We start from the raw sequence: 24183 nt of genomic DNA, 5'->3' as shown, positions 1-24183 counted from the left end.
GACCTGGGCATCCCCTTCATATGCTTCATATGTTATGAGGCGCTCCGGGAACGAGCCGTTCCCTCCGATTGCTGCTGTCCCTGCTGCAATTATTCAGCCAGGGGACGAAGCAACTCTTGACCGTTCATGTAAGGCCGCAACGCCTGCGGAATGCGGATTGAGCCGTCCTCCATCTGATGGTTTTCCAGCAGGGGAATCAGGATGCGCGGGGAGGCGACGGCTGTGTTATTGAGCGTATAGCAATAGACGAGTTTGCCTTCCGCATCCCGGTACCGAATATTGGAGCGGCGCGCCTGGAAATCCAGCAGCTGCGAAGACGAGTGCGTCTCGCCGTATGCCTCGCGGCTCGGCATCCAGGTTTCGATATCCTGCTGCTTGTAGGTTTTCTGCGACATGTCCCCAGCACAGACAGTCATAACCCGATAGGGCAGCTCTAGCAGCTGCAGCAGCTCTTCCGCATGCCCTGTAATTTCCCGGAACATCTTCTCTGACGTCTCCAGGCTGGCCTCGCACAGTATGACCTGCTCGACCTTGGCAAATTGATGGACACGGTACAGACCGTGCACGTCTCGTCCCGCCGAGCCTGCTTCGCTGCGGAAGCAAACCGAGACGGCGGCCAGCCTTATTGGCTCGGCAACGTCGATGACCTCGTTGTTGTAATAAGCAACGAGTGGAACCTCGGAAGTTCCCGCCAGCCATTGGCCCTCTTCCTCGATCCGGTAGGTCTGCTCTTCACCGAGCGGGAAGAACCCGGCATTCACCATAGCCGACGTGCGCACCATGAGCGGAACCTCAAGGAGCCGAAACCCTTTGGCAAGCAGAAGATCGACTGCCAGCTGCTGGACGGCCCGGTGCAGCAGTGCGCCGCTGCCGGTGAGGTAATAGCTGCGTGTTCCGGCTGTTTTGACGCCGCGGGTGATGTCGATCATCCGGTGGAGCCGGCCGAGCGCAATATGATCCTTGAACTCAAATTCGAATCGGGGCGGTTCACCAACGCGCTTCACCATCACGTTATCCTCATCCGAGCTGCCGGCGGGTGTGTCGGGCGAGACGATATTGGGGATGAGCAGCATGCGCTCCCGAAACTGTGCTTCCGCCTCCTGGTGCGCTTCCTGCAGCCGATCCAGTGCCGTATGAACCTCCTTGGCCTGCTGACGCGTTTGTTCTATCGTTGTGTTGTCCTTTTTCCGCATAAGGGCCGCGATCTCGCCGCTCAGCCTGTTGCGCTGCTGCCGAAGTGCCTCTATCTCCTGCAGCAGCTGCCGTCTCCGGTCGTCCCACTCAAGTAATTCCGTTACAGAAACCTTGATTTTTTTCTGATCCGCCCCCGATTGTACTTCTTCCTGATGCTGTCTGATCCATTTAATATCCAGCATGGCACCGCACTCCTTCACAATAGAAATGGTATTGCGAAATGCAAAAAGCGCCCTCATCCACATGGGACGAGGAGCGCTCTGATCTCGCGGTGCCACCCAAATTGACCGGACATGCAATCTGTCCAATCCACTTTAGTCCGCTGTAACGGGCGGGTCCGGTTAACTTAGGGAGATTTGCGTTCGCTGCGGGATCTCCTTGACGAAAACGCCTCCGAGTTGGATGCTCTTCATGGGCATGATCGGGTGTGTTTTTGGATATTATACGCAGATCAGGGGGAAACAATCAAGTATGGAACTGAAAATTTGTTCAGAGGAATGCTGCTGCATAATTTGGGAAAATTATTCTCTGAGTGGACAAATCATCAATTTGTATCCCTCACGCGTATTTTACAAACTTTCTTGCTGACCTGCTGTGTGAGCTAGTATATAATGAACTAAATTTGCTTTTAGTAGGGGGATATAAATGAGCTTTCAGCAAGAAAAAAAGCTGTCTGAGAAAGGAGAGCGTTTCTCCTCCGCCGGGTTTATCTTGGCGGCGATCGGCAGCTCAGTAGGTCTAGGGAATATGTGGAAGTTCCCTTACATTACAGGACAGTATGGAGGAGCGGCCTTCTTCCTGATCTTTATCATATGTTTGATAGCGGTAGGGCTGCCGGTTCTGCTGGCTGAGCTGGCTATCGGACGCAGCGGACGGGGCAGTGCAGCTTCATCCTTCGTCAAAGCCGGCGGGGGCAAGATCTGGGAACGCCTGGGGCTGATTCAGATCATCGCGCCTTCCATGATTCTGTCTTTTTATGTGATTGTAGCAGGCTGGACGCTTCATTATGCTATTCTTGCGTTCAGTGGCAGATTGTTTGTAAATGAGGACTTTGCCGGGCAGTTTGGCAGCTTAGTGTCCGGACCTATGGTGATTGTATGGCAGGCGATTGCCATGCTTATTACGGTTTGGGTTGTCATCCGCGGCATTTCGGGAGGCATCGAGAAGTTTAACAAGGTGCTCATTCCCGGCCTGGTTGTACTGTTGATTGTATTGATGATTCGCGCCGTAACCCTTCCGGGCGCAGATGCAGGGGTTTCCTTCTTTCTGAACCCTGACTTTTCGAAGCTCACCACAGAATCCGCGCTGGTTGCTTTGGGACATGCCTTTTTCTCGCTATCCCTGGGTATGGGAATTTTGATTACATACGGGGCTTATGTGGACAAACGCCAGTCGCTGGGGACGGCTACGCTGGCCATCGGCGCAGGCGACCTGATCTATGCGTTGATTGCCGGCCTGATTATTTTCCCGACGGCGTTCTCCTTTGGCATTGATCCTGGACAAGGACCTTCGCTCGTATTTATTGCCCTGCCTGCGGCATTTTCAGAGATGCCTCTGGGCTGGTTGTTCGGAGGATTGTTTTTCGTTCTGCTGGCGATTGCCGCGTTGACCTCTGCTGTATCGATTCTGGAGGTTCCTGTAGCTTATGCCAAAGAGCGCTGGAATTGGAGCCGTACCCGCTCCGTGTGGACGATGGCGCTGATTTGCTTCATCCTTGGTATTCCTTCCGCGCTCTCGCTCGGAATGGTACCTGCATTGACCTTTGGCGGCAAGGCATTCTTTGACTGGATGGACTTTATCGCCTCCAACATTCTGCTTCCGCTGGGCGGCCTGCTTACCACACTCTTTGCAGGCTACTTCTGGAAGAAGGCGGCGGATGCGGCGGGTCTGACCGCTGCGTGGTTCCGCATCTGGCTCTTCATGCTGCGTTACGTAGCACCTGTACTGATGCTGCTCGTGCTGTTGTATTCGGCGGGTGTCATTAAGTTTTAATCTCTGGGGGCTACATAGGCACACCCCAATTTACAACCGAAAGGACCTCGAATTCCACTATATAGTGGAATTTGAGGTCCTTTTTTCGGAGAAATTCAGTTCAAAGTGGGGAACAAAAAATCAAAAGTTGACTTTTGGGACAACCTCTTTTTGCGTTGCAAGTATGATTAGGAACGCAGATGAATATACTACATAGTGTACATTGTGTACATATTCTGGTACAATGGAGGCGAAGGAGGGATGATTATGCAAACCGTTCTTAATGCTACAGAAGTAAGAGCAAATTTTGGTGGTTTTATTGATACCATTGTCAGAGATAAGCCTCAAGCGATCAAGCGGAACAGAGATGTCATAATGGCATTCTCGAAGCAGCAAATGAAGGAATTGCTGTCCGTGTATGAGTTGACCTTTGAATATGAACAAGATGAGGATGGCCGATATGCCGGCTCAATAGAGCAAATCGATGATATTGCAGCAGACGCCGAGACACTAGAAGAACTCAAATATGAATTGTCCAGGAACTTGGTGGAATATGCGATAGATTATGAAGCCAATTACTCGCGTTACTACAATACCCCCAATCGACATAAACATGCCCCGTACATTCTACGTGTACTATTGGAAGATGATATTGAGTCAGTAGCACGTATGTTCCATGCCTAGTTGGGGTGACTTGGAAAGCTTTTTAAGACGTGATGATTGGGTTTTGGTAAGACAGAATGGCAGGGATAAGATATACGAAAAAACTCTGCCAAACGGAGAGATTTTAAGGACAGCGGTATCAAAGGGAACGGGAGAAATCGGCAAAGGCCTGTTTAATCGGATTTTAAAACAGCAGTTGAGAGTTGATAAAGAGTATTTTAATTCGAAAAAATAGAATTAATGACGTAGGATCCTTCGGATTGTGAAGGATTTGTAAGAACTTACCGATGCAGTAATCCTGGAAGAGCTTAAGCGCTTGCATCATCGCCATGACTAAAGTGTTGGCAAAGCACGTTTATTTGTTGAGCCTTCTTAAACCAGTATCTGGTTCATCAACAGGCGTGAAAACTATGCTCTCTTAGATGTACAGCATGGGCCCCGGTCTTCGGGTTAACACTCCGCTGTGTTTCGTTCTTCGGAGGGCGGGTAATAAATGAACGTGGCGCTACCACATAAAAAGTTCAGAGGAGTGATAGAACATGGCACAAAACCAAGATGGCAAAATGAGTAGGGAAGAAGCAGGCCGAATGGGCGGGGAAGCCACTGCTCGAAATCACGACAAAGAATTTTATCAGGAAATCGGCCGCAAGGGTGGCGAAGCTACAGCAAACTCCCATGACAAGGAATTTTACCAGGAGATCGGTGAAAAGGGTGGCGAGGCGACTTCCAAATCGCATGGCAAGGAGTTCTATCAGGAGATTGGCCGTAGAGGCGGCGAATCGCGCGGCAGTGACCGCTAATTCCCCGGTAAGGCATACAATGGGCATCATTATAAACTTTCATGCTATTTTGCGACCATAGGGTCAATTAAATTTTCAGGGCAGAATATCGCAAATCAAGCAGAACCGCCGATATCGGCGGTTCTTTGCTGTGTTGTTTGGCCTACGGCTATACGACTTGCTCTTCGCCAGGTATTTTCTCCTCCGTCTCTGGCTGTTGAGAACCGGTCCATTCCAGGAACAGCTCATAATCTGCCTCCACCTGATCCGCGTAGGCTGCGGACCACTGAGTAATATGGTGGCAGAAGGCGTCCCTGTCGGGGCCCATTGCTCTAGCGATTTCATGCTCACTATGATAGGACAAAATGCCGGCGGCAACATCCGCATCTGCCCGGGCATGCATTTTGGCGGTAAGACGGCCCATCAAGGCCACAACCTGCTTCATATCGTCCGTGCTTTCGATATTTTCAAGCTTCAATCTTTTTTTATAAGGCGATCTTTCCCGGACATAGAAGTCGCGGCCATCAATGGTAAGAAAGCCGAGATATTCGTCGGCCTCGTGATGCATCGCCTGCTGTGTAGCCGTTACCCGCTTGCCCTGATGACTGAAGGACTGCCAGAAGGACTCCGAAAATGGCATGAAGTATGCAGGCACGGGAACCCGGACCTCTTTAACCTCCAGCACGGTATCATCCGCGCCTTCCTTCTCCATGCCGCCTTCGATAAGCACATAAAAGCGGTCAAGGCCGATGGAGGCTGTGCCCGATCCGTGTTTGACGGCGATATCTTTTATTCTGTAGTGCTCTTCATTATGTTTTCTGTACTCGATGGTGTCCAGATAGGAAGCCCACGCCTGCTCCAGGCTGTTCTGCTCCTCGCTGGTGGGCACAACCAGCTCCGTCGTTTCGAGGAATACGCGCTCGCTCTGCATAAAGGCAGTTACCTTTTCAAGAAAATGCTGCTGCTTGCGTTTTTCCAGCTTGCGGAGCAGCTTTTTGACGGGTCCCTTGGCCGAGTGCTGATCAACGGAAAATGCACCGGGATCGTCTTTGCCAGCCGAGAAGCGATGCATTTGTTTGTAATAGGCGCGCACATAGTCTGACACGCTCTGTATTTGTTCTTCCCTGCTGTACCCCAGCTGTCTTCCAACCAGCGCTATGCTGACAGACATCCGCAGCAGATCGTACAGATAGGAACCGACATAGCCTTCATCAAAATCGTTGACATCATAGACGATCTGTCCCGACTCGTTCCGGAATGCCCCGAAATTTTCAAAGTGAAGATCCCCTTGTATCCAGGTAGGACGGTCGGCGGAGGTATGATAAGGGAAATACTGGCGGGTTGCATCGAAATAGAAGAGATAGGCGCTACCTCTATAGAAGGAAAAAGCGCTCTGCGACATTTTCCGATACTTCTCCATTCGCTTGGACTCTTCCAGCTTCATAAGGGTGCCATCAAATTCATTGAAAACGGAATGCAGTAATTCCTTGCGCAGCTTCGCTCTTGTGCGTTGTACTCCTTCGGTTATAGCGGAAGTCATTCCCATACGGCATGCTCCTTCAGGACTTTTTTCTTATCATAGCTCGTTGCGGCGCCGGGTGCAAAGGTATTTTGGTCTGCTGTTAATCTTGTACGTCTGGCCGCCGGGGTGGGCCTGAAGCTTCATACGCTTTCAGTATGGAATCCAGCAGTCCCGGAAAACGGCCCTCCAAATCTTCCTCTCGCACTGAAACCAAGCGTTGTGTCCCTTGACTGCGCGTAAACACTACTCCTGCCTCGCGCAGTGTTCGGATGTGATGGGACAAGGTGGATTTGGCAATCGGCACCTCGAAGAAGTTGCACGGGTTTTCGCCGTGTTGGCGAAGCAGAGAAACAATGTATAACCGAATCGGATCGCTCAGAGCGTACAACACGGAGGAAAGCTCAATATCCTCCCGGCCCGGATGATACAGCATTTTCATCTGAATTATCCCCTTTAGGAAAAGAAATATAAACAAAATCACTAATTGCATTTTAATGGATGTCATGCTATATTTCAAATGTTCGATTATAATCGAACTAAGAAAATATAAAGAGTAGGTGAAATCAAATGAAGGCAGCATCAACCGATGTTACCTCATCCCTCTCTGCAGAGGGTGATTTAAAAAAGGAAAGTGTGCTGACGCTGCTGCTCGGGCTTGCCGTTGTTCTGGCCATCATGAATACGTCCATGTTCAATTTAGCTTTGCCCGAAATAGGCGCTGCGTTCGGACTCCAGGATTCGGTCGCTTCCCTGATCGTCACGAGTTATTCCATTATGTTCGCCATTTCTTCCATTACATACAGTCGGCTTTCCGATTTTGTGCCGCTCAGGCGCCTGCTTGTAATCGGTTTGCTTACCTTGGGCATTGCCGCATTGGGCGGGCTGTTCAGCACAAGCTTCTGGTTCCTGCTGGCCATGCGTGTTCTTCAAGCGGCTGGAGCCGGAGCGGTGATTTCACTCTCTATGGTGTTGTTCACCCGCTACATCCCTATTGAACGGCGCGGCAAAGCCATGGCTTTCATTATGTCGGCCGTTTCCCTGGGTCTTGGTCTTGGTCCGGTTGCCGGCGGCGCCATTGTTGATTACTTCGGCTGGAACTACCTGTTTGTGATCACCGCAATCAGCCTGGTGCTTGTTCCGTTCTTCTACCGTTCTATCCCGAAGGAAGAGCCGACGCGTGGTGTTTTTGATACGCCGGGGGCTATCTTTATCGCTGTGGGCACGACCGGTGTACTGCTGTTCCTGACCAGCCATTCCTGGCTTGCGCTTGCGGCGGGAGTTCTGGGCCTTGTGCTGTTTATTCTGCGCATCCGCTTTGCTTCAGAGCCATTTGTCCAACCGGCCCTGTTTGCCAATGCTTCTTATACGGCTTTATCATGGGTAGGTATTCTTTCGTATTTGTGCAGCTTTGCAACCTTATTTCTCATTCCGCAAATTCTGGTGCATCGCTTTGACTTCACCGCAAGCCAGGCTGGCTTCGTGATTTTCCCCGGCTCCTTGCTTGCCATTGTCGCTTCCCGCAAGGTCGGTTCCATCATCGACCGGCATGGCAATTCGGCGATTCTGCGCTACGCGCCGCTGATGGTGCTCAGCGCAACGATTCTGTTCGCCTTGTATGCCGGGAATTCCTGGCTTTCCATTGTGTTTATCTATTTGCTGAACAGCCTGGGCTTCACCATGCTGTCCAGCAGCGTATCCAACGAGATTTCCCGGATTCTTCCCAGAGATCAGGTTGGCTCCGGTATGGGTCTCTTCCAGCTGCTGCAATTTTTTAGCGGCGCATTCAGTGTAGCGATCGCATCGAGCGCCATGGAATGGCAAAAAGGGTTTTCGCTCCCAACCGCCTATTCCAACATTTTCTGGGGGCTTATGATCATGGCTTTGCTGTCCTTTATCTCGGCTTACGCCTATTTGCGCGGCGCCAGACTGCTGGTGGCGCAAAACAAATCCGGCTCGCTTGAAGTCTAATTGTACTCTTTTGCTTAATAGGAATAATTAGCCTTTATTTATCCCATCCTAAGTCTGCAATTGCATCTTCGCTAACCTTGCGTTGTACCGGAAGGCTGGCGCAGGCTCCTGTAATATGTTATGTTAATTTTATCCTGCGCCACCGGGATGTTATGATAAAGAAGCTGGCCAACGTCCTGTATGCATGATCGTTTGTCCAACAAGTCATAATGAGGAGTTGAAATGTAATGAGTGAGAAGGTGAATGAACTGGATCTTGTCCGGTTCATATCGGAACAGACCAACATCGATTCCAATAGCATTAGGCTTGTACTTAAGCATGAGCAGGATTTTATTAACAATGCCCAGGCGGATGTCAATGGAGATGTTGAAATAGACGGAGATGAACTGGTGGATTACATTCTGAGCAGAACGGATGCCCATTTGGATGAAATCACCGTGGAGACGATTCTGGATACGGAAATGGACTTTTTCATGGACCGGGGCTATGCGGGCTATGAAGATTAAATAAACAAATATGCGGGCTCGCTCAAGGCTCTCCGAAATCTGGAGGGCTTTTTAGTTTCCAAATGCGAGGTCATAATAATGGATCTGGACACAGGTTCATCCGGCTCATAGTTGCGCGCAAACATAGTATAAAAATGATACTAGGGTACACCAATGTGAGTACTTGTCTTGGAATTTGCAAAGTATGATAATGAATTGCACGCAACTTACTTGGGCTGTAGCATAGCTAAAAAGGTATAATACATGATTCACGAATCTGTAGTTGAAACTACCGGAAGGAAAACAGGGAGGGAATCACCATGTCAAAGAACGTACTGTTTACACCTTACACCATTAAAGGACTGGAGCTTAAGAACCGGATTGTTATGGCGCCAATGTGCCAATATTCCGTAACAGCCAAGGACGGCATCCCGAACGACTGGCATTATGTCCATTACACAAGCCGCGCAGTGGGCGGCACAGGATTGATTATTATAGAAATGACAGATGTCGAGCCTGACGGCCGCATTTCAGACTATGATCTGGGCTTGTGGTCGGATGAACATATCCCCGCATTCCGCCGTATTGTCGAGGGTGTGCATGAGCATGGGACGAAGATAGGCATTCAAATTGCCCATGCCGGCCGCAAGGCGGAGGACGCCGCTGAACCGGTTGCCCCGTCGGCCATTGAGTTTCCTGGCGGAGAGCCGTACAAGAAGCCGCGCGCGCTGACAACGGAGGAAGTGCAGGGGATGGTGCAGAAGTTCGGTGAAGCGGCACGGCGTGCGGTAGCGGCCGGTATGGATACGATCGAGATCCATGGGGCGCACGGCTATCTTATTCATCAATTTCACTCCCCTCTTACCAACAAGCGGGATGATATCTACGGACAGGATCTTTCACGCTTCGGCGTAGAGGTCATTCAGGCCATCAAAAAGGAGATGCCTGAGCACATGCCGCTGCTGTTCCGGATATCTGCTGTGGAGTATGCGGACGGAGGGTATGATATCGACCATTCCATCGAATTGCTTAAAGCATACCGTGATGCGGGTGTGGATGTCATTCACGTCAGCTCCGGCGGTGAAGGGACACCTGGAGCCAGAAGACCGGGGAACCATCCCGGCTATCAGGTTCCGTTTGCCCGGCAGATTCGGGAGGAGGTTGGCATTCCTGTCATTGCTGTCGGCAGACTGGATGACCCGGCCATGGCACAATCAGTCATCGGGAACGAAGATGCCGAACTGGTAGCCGTAGGGCGCGGCATGCTGAGCGATCCTTACTGGGCTGTTCATGCAGCGACGGCGCTCGGTGAGGATCATAAAGTTCCGGTACAATACGAGCGGGCGTTTTAATGGCATATAGCAACCCGGCCGCGGGAATCGGCGGGGTTATATCAGTTCGTGTCTGATGTCCCTACGCTCTGCACATTGCTTTGCACGATTATCCCTTTCGTTCAGGGAGTAGGGTTGGCAGCCAGGAAAGAAGATAAGGAAAAAAGGCGGCGTTTCAGGGCGTTTCAGGTGGGATTTTCGGCAGAATCTTCTTCTTTGTCCTAAGCCCGTCCAATGATCCCGAGCCTATCTGCTCCTTCACCAAAAAATATTCTTTTCCCGATTTTGTCTGTTTCTCTGTGACCTGATCAAATGGGATAATGATGCAAAGCGCCCGGTTGGCGGATGTTGATCTGCCACCCAATTCACCGGCTTCCCTGCCATCAAGTTTTTAACACCTTTCAAGCACAGAGTGTTAGGTTGAGTTTTTTTTATATTTGCAAAGTTGACAAATGCTCCGGATGTCATTATTATCTCATAGTACAAGATAATTTATAGAAGGTGTAAGCCATGCAATTGGACTATAAAGCATTAGCGAAAGAGCTCTTTGAATATGCTGCCCAAGCTCGCAAACCGCCGCTGGATGATCGGGGGCAACCTTTTTCACGCGGGGAAATGGGGATTCTGATACACCTGAATTTCCATAAAGATGGGGCGACCTCCGGACAATTGAGCGAATTTTTGTCTGTCAGCACGGGACGGGTGGCAACGGCGCTGAAGAGTCTCGAGAAGAAGGGTTATGTTGTACGCCGTACCGATACGGACGACAAACGCAAAGTGATCGTATTTATTACGGATGTCGGCAGGCAGTTTCTGCTTGACAGACGTAATGAAGGAATTGTGTTAACTGAGAAACTTTTGCGCAAGCTGAGCGAGGAGGATGCCAAAGAATTTGTCCGTCTCGTAAAAATCATCGTTTCCAAGAGCTGATAACCAATGCAGTTAGCCTAAGGGATGAATGATATTTTTACCAAATATCTTACACTATAAGATAAAAAGGAGAGCAACCAGATGGTGAAGATTTTCAAATACCTCAAGAGGCATGAATGGGTGCTTGTGCTGTTTAGCTTGGCTTTCATCGTTGTACAGGTATGGCTTGATTTGAAGCTGCCGGATTATATGGCTGAAATTACGACCAAACTACAGACGGGGAGCTCAAAGATATCGGAGCTGCTTATACCCGGCAGTTACATGCTGCTGTGTGCTGTCGGCAGTATGATCGCCTCGATCATTGTCGGTTATTTCGCCGCCAAGGTGGCGGCCGGACTGGCCATGCGTCTGCGTGGCATGGTGTTCGACAAAACGTTGTCATTCTCCATGGAAGAGATTAACAATTTCTCGACAGCAAGCCTGATTACACGCTCAACCAACGATGTTACACAAATTCAAACCGTGGTTGCACTGGGGCTGCAGGTGATCATCAAAGCTCCAATTCTGGCCGTCTGGGCCATTGTGAAAATTGCGGATCAAAACTGGCAGTGGACGGCCTCCACGGGAGGAGCAGTAGCCGCCTTGATTTTGATGCTGAGTGTAATCATTATTTTTGCGTTGCCAAAGTTTAAAAAGATTCAACAGCTTACGGATAATCTGAACCGCGTAACCCGTGAAAATTTGACCGGGCTGCGGGTGGTTCGCGCTTATAATGCAGAGCCGTATCAGGAAGCCAAGTTCGAGCAGGCCAACGTTGAATTAACGAAAACAAACCTGTTTGCCAACCGCTTAATGGCGATGATCGGCCCGGGAATGACTTTTATTATGTCCGGCCTGAGTGTTGCCATCTATTGGATCGGCGCTTATCTGATTAACGCGGCTGCCGTGCCAGACCGCATCACCCTGTTTTCAAATATGGTCGTGTTCTCCTCTTATGCGATGCAGGTGGTCATGGCCTTTATGATGGTCAGTATGATCTTCATTATGATGCCACGTGCGTCGGTATCCGCCAAGCGGATCATGGAGGTGCTGAATACCGAAGCCAGGATCGTTGACGGGAAGGAAACCGGCGGGAAGACAGAGTTGACGGGCCAAGTGGAATTCCGCAATGTCAGCTTCAAATATCCGGACGCAGAGGAGCCGGTGCTGCGCAACATTAGTTTTACCGTCAGAAGGGGCGAAACGGTGGCCTTTATCGGTGCTACAGGCAGCGGCAAAACAAGTGTGATCAACCTGATTCCCCGTTTCTATGATACGACAGAAGGAGAAGTGCTCGTTGACGGCGTGAGTGTCAAAAATTATACACAAGAAGCGCTTCATAACAAAATCGGATATGTGCCACAGAGAGCTGTGCTATTCAGCGGTACAGTGACTTCCAACGTGGTGTATGGCGATAACGGAAAGGGTGCTGACGGGAAGCCGGAAATGTCCGGGGAGCTGGTTAAAAAAGCAGTTGAGATTGCCCAAGGCTCCGAGTTCGTGGAGAACATGGAGGGCAAGTATGAGGGGCAAATTGCCCAGGGCGGCGCCAATGTATCTGGCGGTCAGAAGCAGCGTTTATCCATTGCCCGCGCGATCTATCGCCAGCCGGAGATTTATATTTTTGATGATTCCTTCTCGGCGCTTGACTACAAAACAGACCGCATTTTGCGCTCGGCCCTCAAAAAGCAAACCGGCGATGCTACGACACTCATTGTTGCGCAGCGTATAGGCACCATTAAGGATGCCGACCGGATTATTGTGCTGGAAAATGGCGAAATTGTAGGCAGCGGCACGCATGAAGAGCTGATGGATCACTGCAGCACTTATCAGGAAATCGCTTATTCCCAGCTTTCGAAGGAGGAACTTGTACATGGGTAAAAATGAATACACCGTGGGCAGTCACAATTCAAAAACGAAACTGCAGGGGCCTGGGAGTGGAGGTCCCATGGGCGGCATGAGGCCTGGTGAAAAATCGAAAAATTTCGGAAAAACGATCAGCCAGCTTTTATCCTACAGCAAAGCCTATGTGCCTCTGATTATACTGGCTATGATTCTCGCTCTGGTTGGCTCCGCCTTCAACGTGATCGGTCCTGATAAGCTCAGCGATATTACGAATCTGATCCAGGAAGGAATCAGGACAGGCATCGATCTGGACGCCGTGCAGAGCATCGCTCTTGTGTTAGCCCTTTTGTACGGATTGAGCCTGTTCTTTAGCTATTTCCAGGGATTTATCATGGCTACTGTCACACAGCGCATCACGAAAAAAATGCGGACAGAATTGTCGCAAAAAATCAATCACATGCCTTTGAAGTATTTTGATTCCACGAGTTATGGCAATGTGTTAAGTCGCGTCACCAACGATGTGGACACTATCGGCCAAACGTTGAATAACAGTATGAGCACACTGGTTGGAGCGATTGCTACGTTTGTTGGCGCTCTGCTGATGATGGTTTTTACCAACTGGATTATGGCTCTTACCGGGATTGTGGCTACAGTGATCGGTTTTGCATTGATGACGGTGATCATGAAGCATTCGCAGAAATATTTTATCGCCCAGCAAGGGGAGCTCGGCCAAATCAACGGTCATATCGAGGAAACTTATGCCGGTCACAACGTGGTCAAGGTATATAACGGGGAAAAAGAAGCCAAAGAGGTATTCCATAACATTAACGGCCGCCTGTACACGAATGCCTGGAAAGCCCAATTCATGTCAGGACTTATGATGCCTGTCATGATGTTTATCGGGAACCTCGGTTATGTAGCGGTCTGCGTTGTCGGCGCTATGCTCGTATCCAGCAATGTCATTACGATGGGTACGATTGTGGCTTTCATGGTGTATATTCGCCTGTTTACACAACCCTTGTCCCAATTGGCACAGGCTGCAACCAATCTGCAATCCGCAGCTGCCGCCAGTGAACGGGTATTTGAATTTTTGGATGAACAAGAGCTTGCCGATGAAAGCAAAAAGACCTTGAAGCTCGAAAACGCCACAGGGGATGTTGAATTTAAAAATGTCCGTTTTGGCTATAACGAGGACCGCTTGATTATTAAGGATTTCTCGATGAAAGCCAAAGCCGGACAGAAAATTGCCATTGTTGGCCCGACAGGCGCTGGCAAAACGACGCTGGTGAATCTGCTCATGCGGTTTTATGAGCTGAACAGCGGGGAAATCTATATTGACGGCACCCCGATCAGCCAATTATCACGTGAAAATGTCCATGCTTTATTCTGTATGGTGCTGCAGGATACCTGGCTGTTTGAAGGAACCATCCGTGAAAATATCGTATTTTCCAAGGATCATGTCACCGACGAGGAAGTTGTAGCGGCAAGTAAGGCGGTGGGGCTGCACAGCTTTATTAAAACCCTGCCGCAGGGCTATGATACGGTGCTGGATGATAAAGCCAATCTCTCTGCAGGTCAAAAGCAATTAATCACCATCGCCAGAGCCATGATCGAAAATGCGCCCATGCTCATTCTGGATGAAGCCACGAGCTCGGTGGATACACGTACGGAGCTGCTGATTCAGCAGGCGATGGATCAACTCACGGTTGGCAAAACCTCCTTCGTCATTGCCCACCGCCTCTCGACGATCAAGAACGCTGACCTGATTCTGGTCATGAAAGACGGCGACATTATTGAAACAGGCAACCATGAGGAGCTATTGGCCAAGGGCGGTTTCTACGCCGAGCTGTATAACAGCCAGTTTGAGAATGCGTCATAAGTGTGATGTGAGCCGCTCCGCTGATGCGTGCAATCACCCATATGGTGTGGTTAGGGAAAAAGGGAAAGAGATGCTGATCGAACATCTCTTCCCCTTTTTGAAGATTTCAGAAAGTACGTCAATAGACGTACATCCAAAGAAGACAGACCGCTTGACGCTGCCCATTCTAGTTTATGTCCTTAGTTTCCAAACGAAGCAGCGACAGCCAGGCAAACCATAAGCAGATGGGTCATCACTTTAACAATATTTACTTATAATTAGTAAAGATAGAGTATATTGGTTATACTCTATCTTTACCTGAAGGAGGAATATTTAATGTCAGAACTGATGGAATTTCATTGTGTTTTGTCAATTAATGAAGCCAATACTCCCAAAATACAAGAGATTCTCATTAATATTTTTGGAAATCCTTCACCAGGAAACGAAAGACTTCAAAATTATGAGGTTTTTAGTCTTGAAGAGAATGAACAGTTTAAAGGGTTCAAATTAAAATGTACTGAAAATGAGTTGAAGACAGTTAAAGAACAACTAAGTAAATTGGGGATAAATAATTTGGATAGTTATTTTTCTCACATCAGGAAGCATTTTCATCCCAATTGTACGCTCAATAAAGTGGAACACGAAGGGGTTGCCTATAAAAATAAATTAGATTGGGAAGTAAAATACACCGAAGGTCCATTGACAGAAAAACTTGGGAACCCAGATGAAGATGGCGAATATTTCATTTTTAGCCTCAAAAAGAGTGAGAGAGTAGATGGAAATGAGCTAGAATATATCAATAAAAAGTTTAAGGAATGGGTTGAAAATTCAATAAAACACAAATGATCAAATACAAAGGAACAAAATGGGGTCTGTCAATATCTTTGTGTAAACTACATATGTACAACCGAAAGGTGACGACTCCATGAAAAAATCTATGGACAATCCTTTGCCATAAGACTGTTCCTTTATATTCAGAGGCGCAATCTCACTACAAATAATAAGTATAATAAAACAGGTAATCCTATTACTGATAGTATTGTAATTACAGTACGTACCTTTTTCTCATCTCGTAATACAAACAATAAAAACCTATACCCTAAAATACCAACTAATCCACCCAAACAATTTAAAATTATGTCATCAATGTCTGATGTTCCAATGCCTAGAAGCCCCTGAATGATTTCAATAAATAAACTCACTATGAAGATAAATAGCAGATTGGTTATTACTCTTTTATTGTTTTTGAATAATGACAAATATGTGCCAAGAGGAATAAAGATAATTATATTGCCAACCACATTAGCAAAAGCGAAATTTTTTATAGTGGCAGAGTTGCTAAATATATATTCTTTTATACTATGAAAAGGGATGAGATTGATTGAACTATCAAAAGTCCTTTGACTATCTAACAAATCCATAATTGAAACTCTTGATAAGAGCAATAATTTAAATAAAAAAAGTATGTAACAAATGAAAACTCCATATAAAAAGATGGTTTCGATTCTCTCCCGTTTATTCATAATTCCTCCTTTTTTCATTTCTTCCCACCTATTCTCTGATGTTTAGTTTATAAATTCGTAACGGCTTCGACTATAAGCCGACCTAACGTGTAAAATCATTCTACCAAGCCTGTCGATTAACCACTAAGTGGTAGAAAAGAGTCTACCACGATTCCATTTATCCTTCAATTCGTATCGTCTGAAGAAGTCGCACCCGTTGTGCCCCCTTCCTTACGGAGGACAGGTAGACCCCATTTTCGCCGCCGAAATAGGCGAACCCGCAAAGCGGCAGAACCGCGGCGTATTCGCCCTAATCTCAACCTCTACTAAACGCGGTCTGGCTTCGTCAAGGGCAGAATGATGAGCCAATAGATGCCGAAACACATTTTTGTGCGCGGAAAAACGGGAGCAAAAAAAGCAGCTGCGATGTGGCTCGCAGCTGCTGCATATGTGGGGGACATAGTGTAATATTATGCTCCTAACAGATGGTGCGTTCGTGTTCATCCGGAATTCCGCTTTTGCGGAAGAAATACGTATTGATCATATCGCGCCATTCCCCGGCATGCTCCATCTGGTGCTCCAGCCGTCCAAAGGCTTGAAGTGGTCATAGGCGGCCCGTGCGCGGTCGGTGGAGCGGTCGCACCAATCCTGCTTGCAGTCGTACACGAAGCAGCGCCAGATGACCAGCCCGCCGTACGGCTGCAGCGCTTACGTCAGCATGCTGGCTCCCGGTACAGGACGGTACCGTAGCCAGGCTTCATACCCGGACTGCACCGCGTCAGCGCCGATGTAGTTATACATGTTATGTCCTCCCGGAAAATGCCGTCAGGCAAATTGCTTGGTTTGCGCTTGCAGTCCGGCCGTCAATCGGTTGCCCTTTCCTTCAAATAACCACAGAATGGCGGTCACGCCACGCGGATAATATTTGCTGCCGATAATGTCGCCTGCCAGGATCTGATCGCTCCAGGCCCAGTAGGAATGCTCCGTATGAGTAAGCCACGCTGCATGGGCGGCATCGGCCGCGTGCCCTTCCTGCTCCCAGGCGAGTCCGAGAATTTCGCGGGCGATGAACTGGCACAGATAGATTTTGCTGAGCCAGGAGTTGTTGCTGGTGGAGGAGAGCTTCCAGCCTCCATCCTCGAACAGACAGGTTCCCGACACAAGCACCGTCTCCAGGTGCTGCTTGAGCATCTGCAGGTAGGACCCAAAGCGGCTGTCCGCCCTGAGGGCGTCTTCACAGCCGGTGAAGTACGGGAAAATCAGGCCTTCGATGGCGGGAATAATTTTGGAATCATTACCCTCCGCGATGACGGCCGGAATGTACCCGCCATCCGTTATGTGGCTGGTGATCGTGGTAGCACATCTATCCGCCTGCTGCCCTGCCTCACGGGAAAGCTCTGCGAGACCCTCGGCAGCAAAAAGCTTTTCAAGCGCGACATATACAGCCCAACATTTACCCGCCAGATAAATATTGTTCCGTGACTGTCCCAGCGAGACGTCCAAGCTGTCATACGTGGTGATCTCCGCTCCGCCCAGCGTGCGCGAGCTATCCAGTCCCATCAGGCCGTTGCGCTTGTCAGCTTCAGGATGATCGCGGTTCAGCATACTCTGGAAGCATTCCTGTATAACAGGCAGCATGCGCTCCGTGAACTCCCGGTCTTCGGTCTGCTCTATATATACCAACGCACAGCACAGCCAGTTGACCAGCTCCTCATGGCTCATATAGGAAAAGCAATCATCAATGCCGGCCAGCTCGTAGGCGGAATATCCCGGACGGGAGAACACATTGGCGACGCCTACGTCATGAGTGAACGCGATGCCTCCCGGATATTTGCGTTCCTCGCCCGGGAAGAACACCTCGTCATGATAGCTGTAACGGTTCACGAACAGTTCCAGCTCGTTGCGGACGGTCCATGGGTTCATCAGCAGTTCGAAGTACAGCTGGTCGGCCGTCAGATCCAGCGTATTCATCATTCGGTATTCGCCTTCATTGACGATCCAGAGCGGCGCGCCGTCCGCGTCCAGCAGTTGCGTGCTGCCATAGTAGCTGTGAATGGCATGTGCCAGCATAAAGGACTGGTCGGCGGACAGGCCCGCCGCCTCAATCCAGCCGTCCGCTGCGGCGCAGGCGGCGGTCAGTTCCTTGAAGTGGCTCAAAGCATAGCCGGAAACCTCCTCGATATTGGAGAAAAGGCGGGTGTAATAATACGACGCGTCAACGCCGGAGGTCACCAGACCCCCACGGTAGAAGCATATGGCGAACCGGTACGTCCGCTGCTCACCCGCCGGTACTTCCATCAGCATCGCTCCCGTGCCGCCGAGGCCGAAGGTCAGATTTTCTGCCATCGACTCTCCCAGTATCTTTTCAATCGTAAAACCGAGTGCGGGCACGACACTGTCATCGTCGGATACGATCGCCGTGCTGCGGCCCTGGCCGATACCTTTGCCGCCGGCGGAAGCATGATCAATGACGCGCATCGCGCTGTACGGGTCGCTTCCTTCATAACCGAAGAAGGCTTTTCGTGCGAATTGGCCCTGTGTGTTGTCCACGATCAGTTCAACGAATACGGCAGGCACAAGAGCGGCCTTCAGTTCTTCTTTGCTGCTTTTGCCCGGCTCAGGTACAGAGCGTACAGGAGAGTAGATCCGGAACGTCAGATCACCGGCGTGCCATGTATCGGTGCCCGCCTTATACTCGCGCGAGATGGCTGCCACATCGAATGGCAGCAGTTTTGTCCCGGAGGGGGAAATTTCATCCGCTTCTTTATCCTTTTTCTCCACATCGTATCTGGCGCTTTCATCCTGAACAGCCGTAAAGAACGGCAGCGCTTCATAGACTTCGCCATCCCGTGATTGCAGTCCGATATACACGTTCTCGTCGGCCGGCTTGCCGAGCTCAATACCAAGCCCGCCTTTGGCGCCGCGAAAGCCAAGCGTGAAGCTGGCAAATGCTCCGATCGGCGAATGCTGCGCATTAAAGAATAGATTTAACGTCATGACTGAAACCCCTTTCATATTAGAGTTGAATTGTACTCCGTTGAATAGTTCAGCTACAGCCTATCACGGAGCAGGCGGGGGAGCCATTGACAAATCGCGCAAACATTTACCCAAATCGGGCTGATCCCGGTATATACTGTCATTAATCATATTGCGGAGCAGGGGGAGCGAGAAATGGGAACAAGCTTTGTACCACCCAAGCCGGGCAGCAGTGTGGAGGAGGCCTTTTTCCCCGATGTGCGGACGACGGTCAATCTGTTCGCCATTCACACGCGCCGGGTGGGCAGCGGATGGGATTATCCCGCACACGAGCATACCCAATACGAGATTAATGTCGTGCTGGACGGAGAGCAGCATATGAATGTGGAGGGAAAACACTACGTGCAGCAGGCGGGGGACTTGATGCTGCTGCGTCCGGGCATCGTTCACTCAAGTAAAAGCGGGGGGAGGCCCTTTACTTATTTTTGCATGCATTTCGATATCGACGACAAGCTGTTTCTGTCCCTGCTCGCCCGTCTGGAGCAGGAGTTGTTCCCTGCTGACGGAGCGGTGGCGATGCAGCTGAAGCCGATGCTCGCCAAGCTGCTTGATCTGGCGGAGTCCGAGACGGGGAATACCGTCGCCCGCCGCATGCGGATGCAGTCCGCAGTGTTCGAGCTGTTTGCCGTCCTGTGGGAGGCCGTGTCGAGTGAGGCGGCCGTCCTCTCCATGGGCGCTTATGACCGAACCGAACTGGCGCACCAGATCGCGAGCCGCCTGCAGGGTATTGCCAATCAGACATTCAGGCAGGGGACGGAAGAGGCGCGCCACTATGGCATCGACGACATCGCGGGCGAGCTTGGCATCAGCGTCTCCCACTGCAGCCGTGTGTTCAGACAGGTATTCGGAGAGTCGCCGCGCACGTACCTGTCCAGGCTTGTCCTGCATGAGGCAAAGCTGCTGTTGGCCGATCCCGGCATGCCTGTACAGCAGATTGCGGCCATGCTCGGCTACAGGGATATCGCCCATTTCAGCAGACAGTTCAAGCGCTGGTCGGGGATGTCCCCAAGCGAATTCCGGCAGATGGAAGACGTTCGGCAGGGGGAGGGAATGCTTCAGCTCCACTGAAACCTATACACTCTTTCATCTGAAAAGTAAAAAGGACGAGGCCCGTTTTAGACAGGCGTCGTCCTTTTGCTTGGCTTTACAGACTTTGCGACGTAGGTCTGACAATCAGTTCATTGATCGTCACGTTTGCGGGCTGCTGGATGGCAAACAGAACGGTGTTGGCAATATCGCTTGGATCAAGCTGTTGCCACTCCTTGCTGCCCAGGTTTTCCAGTACCGGATAAATCGAATCATCCGTGATGGTGCCGTACAGCTCCGTTTCAACCGCGCCGGGGGAGATCAGGGTTGTGCGAATGTTTTGCTTCGCGCCCAACTCCGTCCGCATCCCTTCTGTCAGAACCCGTACTGCAGTCTTGGTTGCGCTGTAGACGGAGCTTGAAGGGAAGGTAAGATGTCCGGCGATGGACGAGAAGTTGATAATATGCCCTTCGTTTCGTTCTTCCATATGCTTGTACACAGCCGCCATGCCATAGAGCACGCCTTTGATGTTAACATCTATCATGCGCTCCCACTCGTCCATCTTCAAATGGCGGAAAAAGGACAACGGCATGATGCCGGCGTTGTTAATCATAATGTCAATTTGCCCAAAGGTTTGAATCGTGGCTTCGGCCAAAGCTTCCACATCACCGCGTGAAGTCACATCCGTAACTCTATAGCTGGCTTCGCCTCCGGCGCTGCGAATTTCCTCTTGCAGCTGCTGCAAACGGTCTTCTCTGCGGGCGGCCAGCATGATTTTAATGTCATGTTGGGCGAGGAGTTTGGCTGTTGCGGCTCCCATCCCGCTGCTTGCACCTGTAATAATAGCCACTTTTTGCTTCATCTCGAATCTCTCCTTGTTTTGTATTTTAGTTACCAGTCCCAACTGGCTTGAATATATCTTAGCTAATATAGTAAACTCTAAGTCAAGCGTGGAATTGAAATGAAATAAGATATAAAGAAATCCTTTATATATAAGGATTTATGTTGGTATGAAGGATGGGTTTTTGGTAAAATGGGCGCTAATCCAAGGGAATCATATTATAGTTAACTCTAACTCATGGAGGGTAAATGATGTCTACGATTAAAGAAGTGTCGGAGGAAACAGGAATCACGGCATATACGCTGCGTTATTATGAGCGGGAGGGAATACTGCCTGGTGTCAAGCGGGATGAAAGCGGCAATCGCTTTTACGATGAAGAGAGCATGGACTGGCTGAATTTTATTTTGGCGCTGCGCTCTACAGGCATGCCGCTGTCCGAAATCAAGCAATACGTTGACTTGTACCGGGAAGGGGAGAGCAGCCTGGCTGCCCGCAAACAAATGATGCTTGATCATAAGGCGAAGGTGGAAGAGGACATTAAACAGACCTATAAATATCTGGAGCAAATCAATTACAAGCTGGCGCTGTATGACATGCAGGAGAAGGGGTTAATGAAAATGTTGCCTTAAGAAGGAAACCACATGCTGAACACGTATATCAATCGTCTGTGAAAATGTTGTCTTCCCTATTGAGACGTCTCAATCAGGTGGCCTCGAAATAAACAATAGTTGTATTCTCTTAACACTTGGATGTTTTTGGATTTCTGGAAGAACTCATCTATTTCTTGAAAAATGGGTTTATTATTCTGTAATTATATTGTATATTGAGAGAGTGACTTGGGTATTTATACCAGTTACATGTTCATCGAACAACGGCCCCCTACCGATGCATAGATCGGGAGATTAGTCTTACTGTAGTAATCAACAATGAAACCTCAAATAAGATAGAGATTTATGGAAATGGGCATACAAATTAATAGAAATGAGGTGCATTAAAACTGAAAGTCAAACAACGTACGACTTGGACATTAGTTGTACTGACAGTGAGTACTATTGCTTTAACTGGAATTTCAACAAACATTATTTATGCCAATAACGATGTTCCAGGTGTCACATACAATAATGATGTCTCAGGTGAAGAAAGTGTCACCTACGACCCTCTCCCGCCTAGTCTTCAAAATCAAGTGCCAGATCAGATCTACACGGAAAATGGACAGTATGTAAAAACAGATCTGCCAGAAGAAAATTTCAGTCAGGATGAAGTCGTCCATGATTCCCAACAGACAACGGCTCAAACCAAAGTGATCATCGATTATGGTAACACTTATGTGAAGGTAGAAGATAGTAAATAGAGCTAAAGGACGGCCCAATGGGCCGTCCTTTAAACTGAACAAGCTCCTGAATAGTCACATGGGCCATTCAGGAGCTTGTTTATTGTAAGGTGGGCAACCTAACTGCTTGTCGCTTCCAACTCCATCATCATCTTAACAATTTCGACGCCGTATGTAGGACTAATGGCCCATGTTCCACCTAATGCCTCTACCGTAGTTGCTTGCCCCATCAAACCAGGAAAATGCCTGGGATCAGGTGTAAAGGTTTTAGGGTAACCCGGTGCCCCTGCATACAGCGCCAAATGGTCAATCTGCGCCTGAACCCCTTCCTCCCAGCTGGCAAAGCGTTGATGTGCCTCGTGGTCTGTGTCGGAGCCTCCGACTGGCGTTTTCAAGCCAGCCGGATTCATAAACGTTTCATCTAATATGCCCCCAAATTTTCCAAAGCCCGTTTCCTTGGCAAACTGGCAGTACACAACAGTCGGATCGACCCCTACCAGTGGCGCTTCAGCCCAGACAATATCCGCCAGATCTATGAACACATCCGTTGCGCCTTTGGCCGTTGCCCATGCTTTGGCTTGCTGGACAGTAGCTCTGGGGGTAGACACTATGTACGTATCGCCAGGTTGAGCCAGTTGATCAGGTTGGGTCGGTTGAGTCTGAGTCTGCTCATCGGAGTTATCGTCTTTTGTTTCCTTGTAAGACAGTGTAATGGTATCGCCAGCGGAACTCCACGTAATGTCCATTCCGACAAGCTCACTCAAAAACCTTAACGGGACATAAGTTCTTTCGTGAAGTATCATGGCGCTAGTATCCATATCGATTTGCGTTCCGTTGACAACAGCCGCTTTGTCGCCGATCTTCAAATCTACATTCACATTGTCTTTTGTCAGAATAATATTTTTTTGGCTCCCGCTTGCTCCCCATTTTACATCAAAATTCAAGGTCTCCGCCATGAATCTGACAGGCACCTGTACTCTGCTATTGTCATCTATAAACGGTTTCGCATCCGGAAAATTGACTTCCGAGCCATTGTATATCAAATGAATATTACGCTCAGTGATGACACTGGCATCATCAGATTGGGTCGTATCGGCTGACAAATCCGGCTTAGTAGCGTCTGGACCTCCATTGGTAGCGTCTGTATCTCCAGTAGAAGCTGTGGATCCCTCCATATTATCAGCTACACCGTTAAGCTCAGACATCGTCACAAAAGTGTAACCTTGCGATTGGTAGTAATCGATAACTTGGGGAAGCGCCGTGAGCGTCTTATCCCGCTTTCCTCCCCCGGAATGCATCAGCACGGTAATCTTGTTACCAGAGCTTGACTTCACCGTTTTGAGAATATCGGCAACCGAGGAGCTCGCCGCCCAGTCCCGGGTATCCACATTCCATAACGCCTGTGCATGCCCCAATGCATGAATTTCTTCCTTCACCTGAGCCGATGAATCCCCATAGGGAGGGCGTATCAGCGTTGGCGCAAAGCCGGTAATCTCACGAATCGCATCATCCGTCTTTACGATTTCCTGGCGAATCTTTTCTTTGCCAAGCTTGGTTAGGTGAGAATGACTCCACGAGTGATTGCCCAAAGCATGGCCTTCTTGTACGATGCGTTTTATAACACCGGGATATTGTTTAACCCGTTCTCCTACTACAAAGAATGTGCCTTTCACTTTGTGATCTTTCAGAATATCAAGCACCTTCCCGGTATATTTCTTGTCTGGTCCATCGTCAAAGGTTAATGCCACCATTTTATTGGCCTTGCTTCCCGATGAGGACACCGGTTTAGATCCATTAGGCTGCTTTGAAGCCAGAATTAAAGAATTTGGGGTTAAGACCAATGTCATCACCATTGCGGTAAAAACAACAAGCTTCAATAGATGATACCGTTGCTTCATTATAAATTGACCTACTTTCAGTGAA

Annotated in this window: 21 protein-coding genes and 2 pseudogenes; 14 read left to right on the top strand and 9 right to left on the bottom strand. The window is 49.3% G+C overall.

Going from position 1 to position 24183, the window contains the following annotated elements; genetic code table 11:
- Positions 1 to 89: 89 nt before the first annotated feature.
- Positions 90 to 1376, bottom strand: a complete 1287-nt coding sequence (gene serS, locus ACE5LO_RS06880; protein WP_375519274.1) for a serine--tRNA ligase — start codon at positions 1374 to 1376, stop codon at positions 90 to 92.
- Positions 1377 to 1839: 463 nt separating this feature from the next.
- On the opposite strand from serS, the gene ACE5LO_RS06875 reads away from it, so the two are divergent.
- From ACE5LO_RS06875 to ACE5LO_RS06860, 4 genes and pseudogenes are all read left to right on the top strand, one after another.
- Entirely contained in the window at positions 1840 to 3186 is a 1347-nt protein-coding gene (locus tag ACE5LO_RS06875; protein ID WP_375519273.1) for a sodium-dependent transporter, read from the top strand.
- Positions 3187 to 3432: 246 nt separating this feature from the next.
- Entirely contained in the window at positions 3433 to 3849 is a 417-nt protein-coding gene (locus ACE5LO_RS06870) for a RelB antitoxin-like protein (protein WP_375356991.1), read from the top strand.
- Positions 3842 to 4063, top strand: a complete 222-nt coding sequence (locus ACE5LO_RS06865; RefSeq protein WP_305753909.1) for a type II toxin-antitoxin system HicA family toxin — start codon at positions 3842 to 3844, stop codon at positions 4061 to 4063. The genes ACE5LO_RS06870 and ACE5LO_RS06865 overlap by 8 nt, the downstream gene beginning before the upstream one ends.
- 304 nt (positions 4064 to 4367) lie before the next feature.
- A pseudogene (locus ACE5LO_RS06860) lies at positions 4368 to 4610 on the top strand (KGG domain-containing protein); the annotation flags it as partial.
- Positions 4611 to 4776: 166 nt separating this feature from the next.
- Here the strand turns inward: ACE5LO_RS06860 and ACE5LO_RS06855 are convergent.
- Complete coding sequence (locus ACE5LO_RS06855; RefSeq protein WP_375519272.1) at positions 4777 to 6153, bottom strand: DUF2252 domain-containing protein; 1377 nt, start codon at positions 6151 to 6153, stop codon at positions 4777 to 4779.
- A gap of 76 nt (positions 6154 to 6229) precedes the next feature.
- Positions 6230 to 6568, bottom strand: coding sequence for an ArsR/SmtB family transcription factor (locus tag ACE5LO_RS06850; protein ID WP_375519271.1), 339 nt, complete (start codon positions 6566 to 6568; stop codon positions 6230 to 6232).
- 128 nt (positions 6569 to 6696) lie between these two features.
- Here ACE5LO_RS06850 and ACE5LO_RS06845 point away from each other — a divergent pair, with 128 nt between their 5' ends.
- The 7 genes from ACE5LO_RS06845 (at position 6697) to ACE5LO_RS06815 (ending at position 15371) form a co-directional block, all read left to right on the top strand.
- Complete coding sequence (locus ACE5LO_RS06845) at positions 6697 to 8097, top strand: MFS transporter (protein WP_375519270.1); 1401 nt, start codon at positions 6697 to 6699, stop codon at positions 8095 to 8097.
- 227 nt (positions 8098 to 8324) lie between these two features.
- Complete coding sequence (locus ACE5LO_RS06840; protein WP_375519269.1) at positions 8325 to 8603, top strand: hypothetical protein; 279 nt, start codon at positions 8325 to 8327, stop codon at positions 8601 to 8603.
- A 299-nt stretch (positions 8604 to 8902) separates the two neighbouring features.
- A complete protein-coding gene (locus ACE5LO_RS06835) occupies positions 8903 to 9934 on the top strand; it encodes an NADH:flavin oxidoreductase/NADH oxidase (protein WP_375519268.1) in 1032 nt (343 codons plus the stop codon).
- 495 nt (positions 9935 to 10429) lie between these two features.
- Entirely contained in the window at positions 10430 to 10843 is a 414-nt protein-coding gene (locus ACE5LO_RS06830) for a MarR family winged helix-turn-helix transcriptional regulator (RefSeq protein WP_375519303.1), read from the top strand.
- Between the two features lie 81 nt (positions 10844 to 10924).
- Complete coding sequence (locus ACE5LO_RS06825; protein ID WP_375519267.1) at positions 10925 to 12703, top strand: ABC transporter ATP-binding protein; 1779 nt, start codon at positions 10925 to 10927, stop codon at positions 12701 to 12703.
- Positions 12696 to 14546 carry an ABC transporter ATP-binding protein gene (locus ACE5LO_RS06820; RefSeq protein WP_375519266.1) on the top strand — a complete coding sequence of 617 codons (1851 nt, stop codon included), beginning with the start codon at positions 12696 to 12698 and terminating at the stop codon, positions 14544 to 14546. The genes ACE5LO_RS06825 and ACE5LO_RS06820 overlap by 8 nt, the downstream gene beginning before the upstream one ends.
- 315 nt (positions 14547 to 14861) lie before the next feature.
- Positions 14862 to 15371 (top strand): hypothetical protein, encoded by a 510-nt coding sequence (locus ACE5LO_RS06815; RefSeq protein WP_375519265.1) that lies wholly within the window; start codon positions 14862 to 14864, stop codon positions 15369 to 15371.
- A 128-nt stretch (positions 15372 to 15499) separates the two neighbouring features.
- Here the strand turns inward: ACE5LO_RS06815 and ACE5LO_RS06810 are convergent, their stop codons facing one another.
- The 4 genes and pseudogenes from ACE5LO_RS06810 to ACE5LO_RS06795 all read right to left on the bottom strand — a co-directional run bounded on the left by ACE5LO_RS06810 (position 15500) and on the right by ACE5LO_RS06795 (position 19024).
- A complete protein-coding gene (locus ACE5LO_RS06810) occupies positions 15500 to 16066 on the bottom strand; it encodes a VanZ family protein (RefSeq protein ID WP_375519264.1) in 567 nt (188 codons plus the stop codon).
- Positions 16067 to 16505: 439 nt separating this feature from the next.
- Entirely contained in the window at positions 16506 to 16598 is a 93-nt protein-coding gene (locus ACE5LO_RS06805) for a hypothetical protein (RefSeq protein WP_375519263.1), read from the bottom strand.
- Positions 16599 to 16609: 11 nt separating this feature from the next.
- Positions 16610 to 16735 (bottom strand): annotated as a pseudogene (locus tag ACE5LO_RS06800) (hypothetical protein); the annotation flags it as partial.
- A gap of 117 nt (positions 16736 to 16852) precedes the next feature.
- Entirely contained in the window at positions 16853 to 19024 is a 2172-nt protein-coding gene (locus tag ACE5LO_RS06795) for a glycoside hydrolase family 52 protein (RefSeq protein ID WP_375519262.1), read from the bottom strand.
- 174 nt (positions 19025 to 19198) lie between these two features.
- Here ACE5LO_RS06795 and ACE5LO_RS06790 point away from each other — a divergent pair, with 174 nt between their 5' ends.
- Positions 19199 to 20131 (top strand): AraC family transcriptional regulator, encoded by a 933-nt coding sequence (locus tag ACE5LO_RS06790; RefSeq protein ID WP_375519261.1) that lies wholly within the window; start codon positions 19199 to 19201, stop codon positions 20129 to 20131.
- 76 nt (positions 20132 to 20207) lie between these two features.
- Here ACE5LO_RS06790 and ACE5LO_RS06785 read toward each other — a convergent pair whose 3' ends face one another.
- Positions 20208 to 20951 (bottom strand): SDR family oxidoreductase, encoded by a 744-nt coding sequence (locus ACE5LO_RS06785; protein WP_375519260.1) that lies wholly within the window; start codon positions 20949 to 20951, stop codon positions 20208 to 20210.
- Positions 20952 to 21181: 230 nt separating this feature from the next.
- On the opposite strand from ACE5LO_RS06785, the gene ACE5LO_RS06780 reads away from it, so the two are divergent.
- The gene (locus ACE5LO_RS06780) at positions 21182 to 21559 is read left to right on the top strand and encodes a MerR family transcriptional regulator (RefSeq protein ID WP_375519259.1); all 378 of its coding nucleotides are present in this window, start codon (positions 21182 to 21184) and stop codon (positions 21557 to 21559) included.
- Between the two features lie 413 nt (positions 21560 to 21972).
- On the top strand, positions 21973 to 22281 hold the full coding sequence (locus ACE5LO_RS06775) for a hypothetical protein (RefSeq protein WP_375519258.1): 309 nt from the start codon (positions 21973 to 21975) through the stop codon (positions 22279 to 22281).
- A gap of 98 nt (positions 22282 to 22379) precedes the next feature.
- Here ACE5LO_RS06775 and ACE5LO_RS06770 read toward each other — a convergent pair whose 3' ends face one another.
- Positions 22380 to 24158, bottom strand: coding sequence for a polysaccharide deacetylase family protein (locus ACE5LO_RS06770; protein ID WP_375519257.1), 1779 nt, complete (start codon positions 24156 to 24158; stop codon positions 22380 to 22382).
- Positions 24159 to 24183 lie beyond the last annotated feature (25 nt).

Origin of the sequence: Paenibacillus medicaginis (assembly GCF_042138635.1) — a bacterium.
In the GTDB taxonomy this organism is placed as follows: Bacteria; Bacillota; Bacilli; order Paenibacillales; family Paenibacillaceae; genus Paenibacillus; species Paenibacillus medicaginis.
This window is presented reverse-complemented; position numbering and strand designations above follow the sequence as displayed.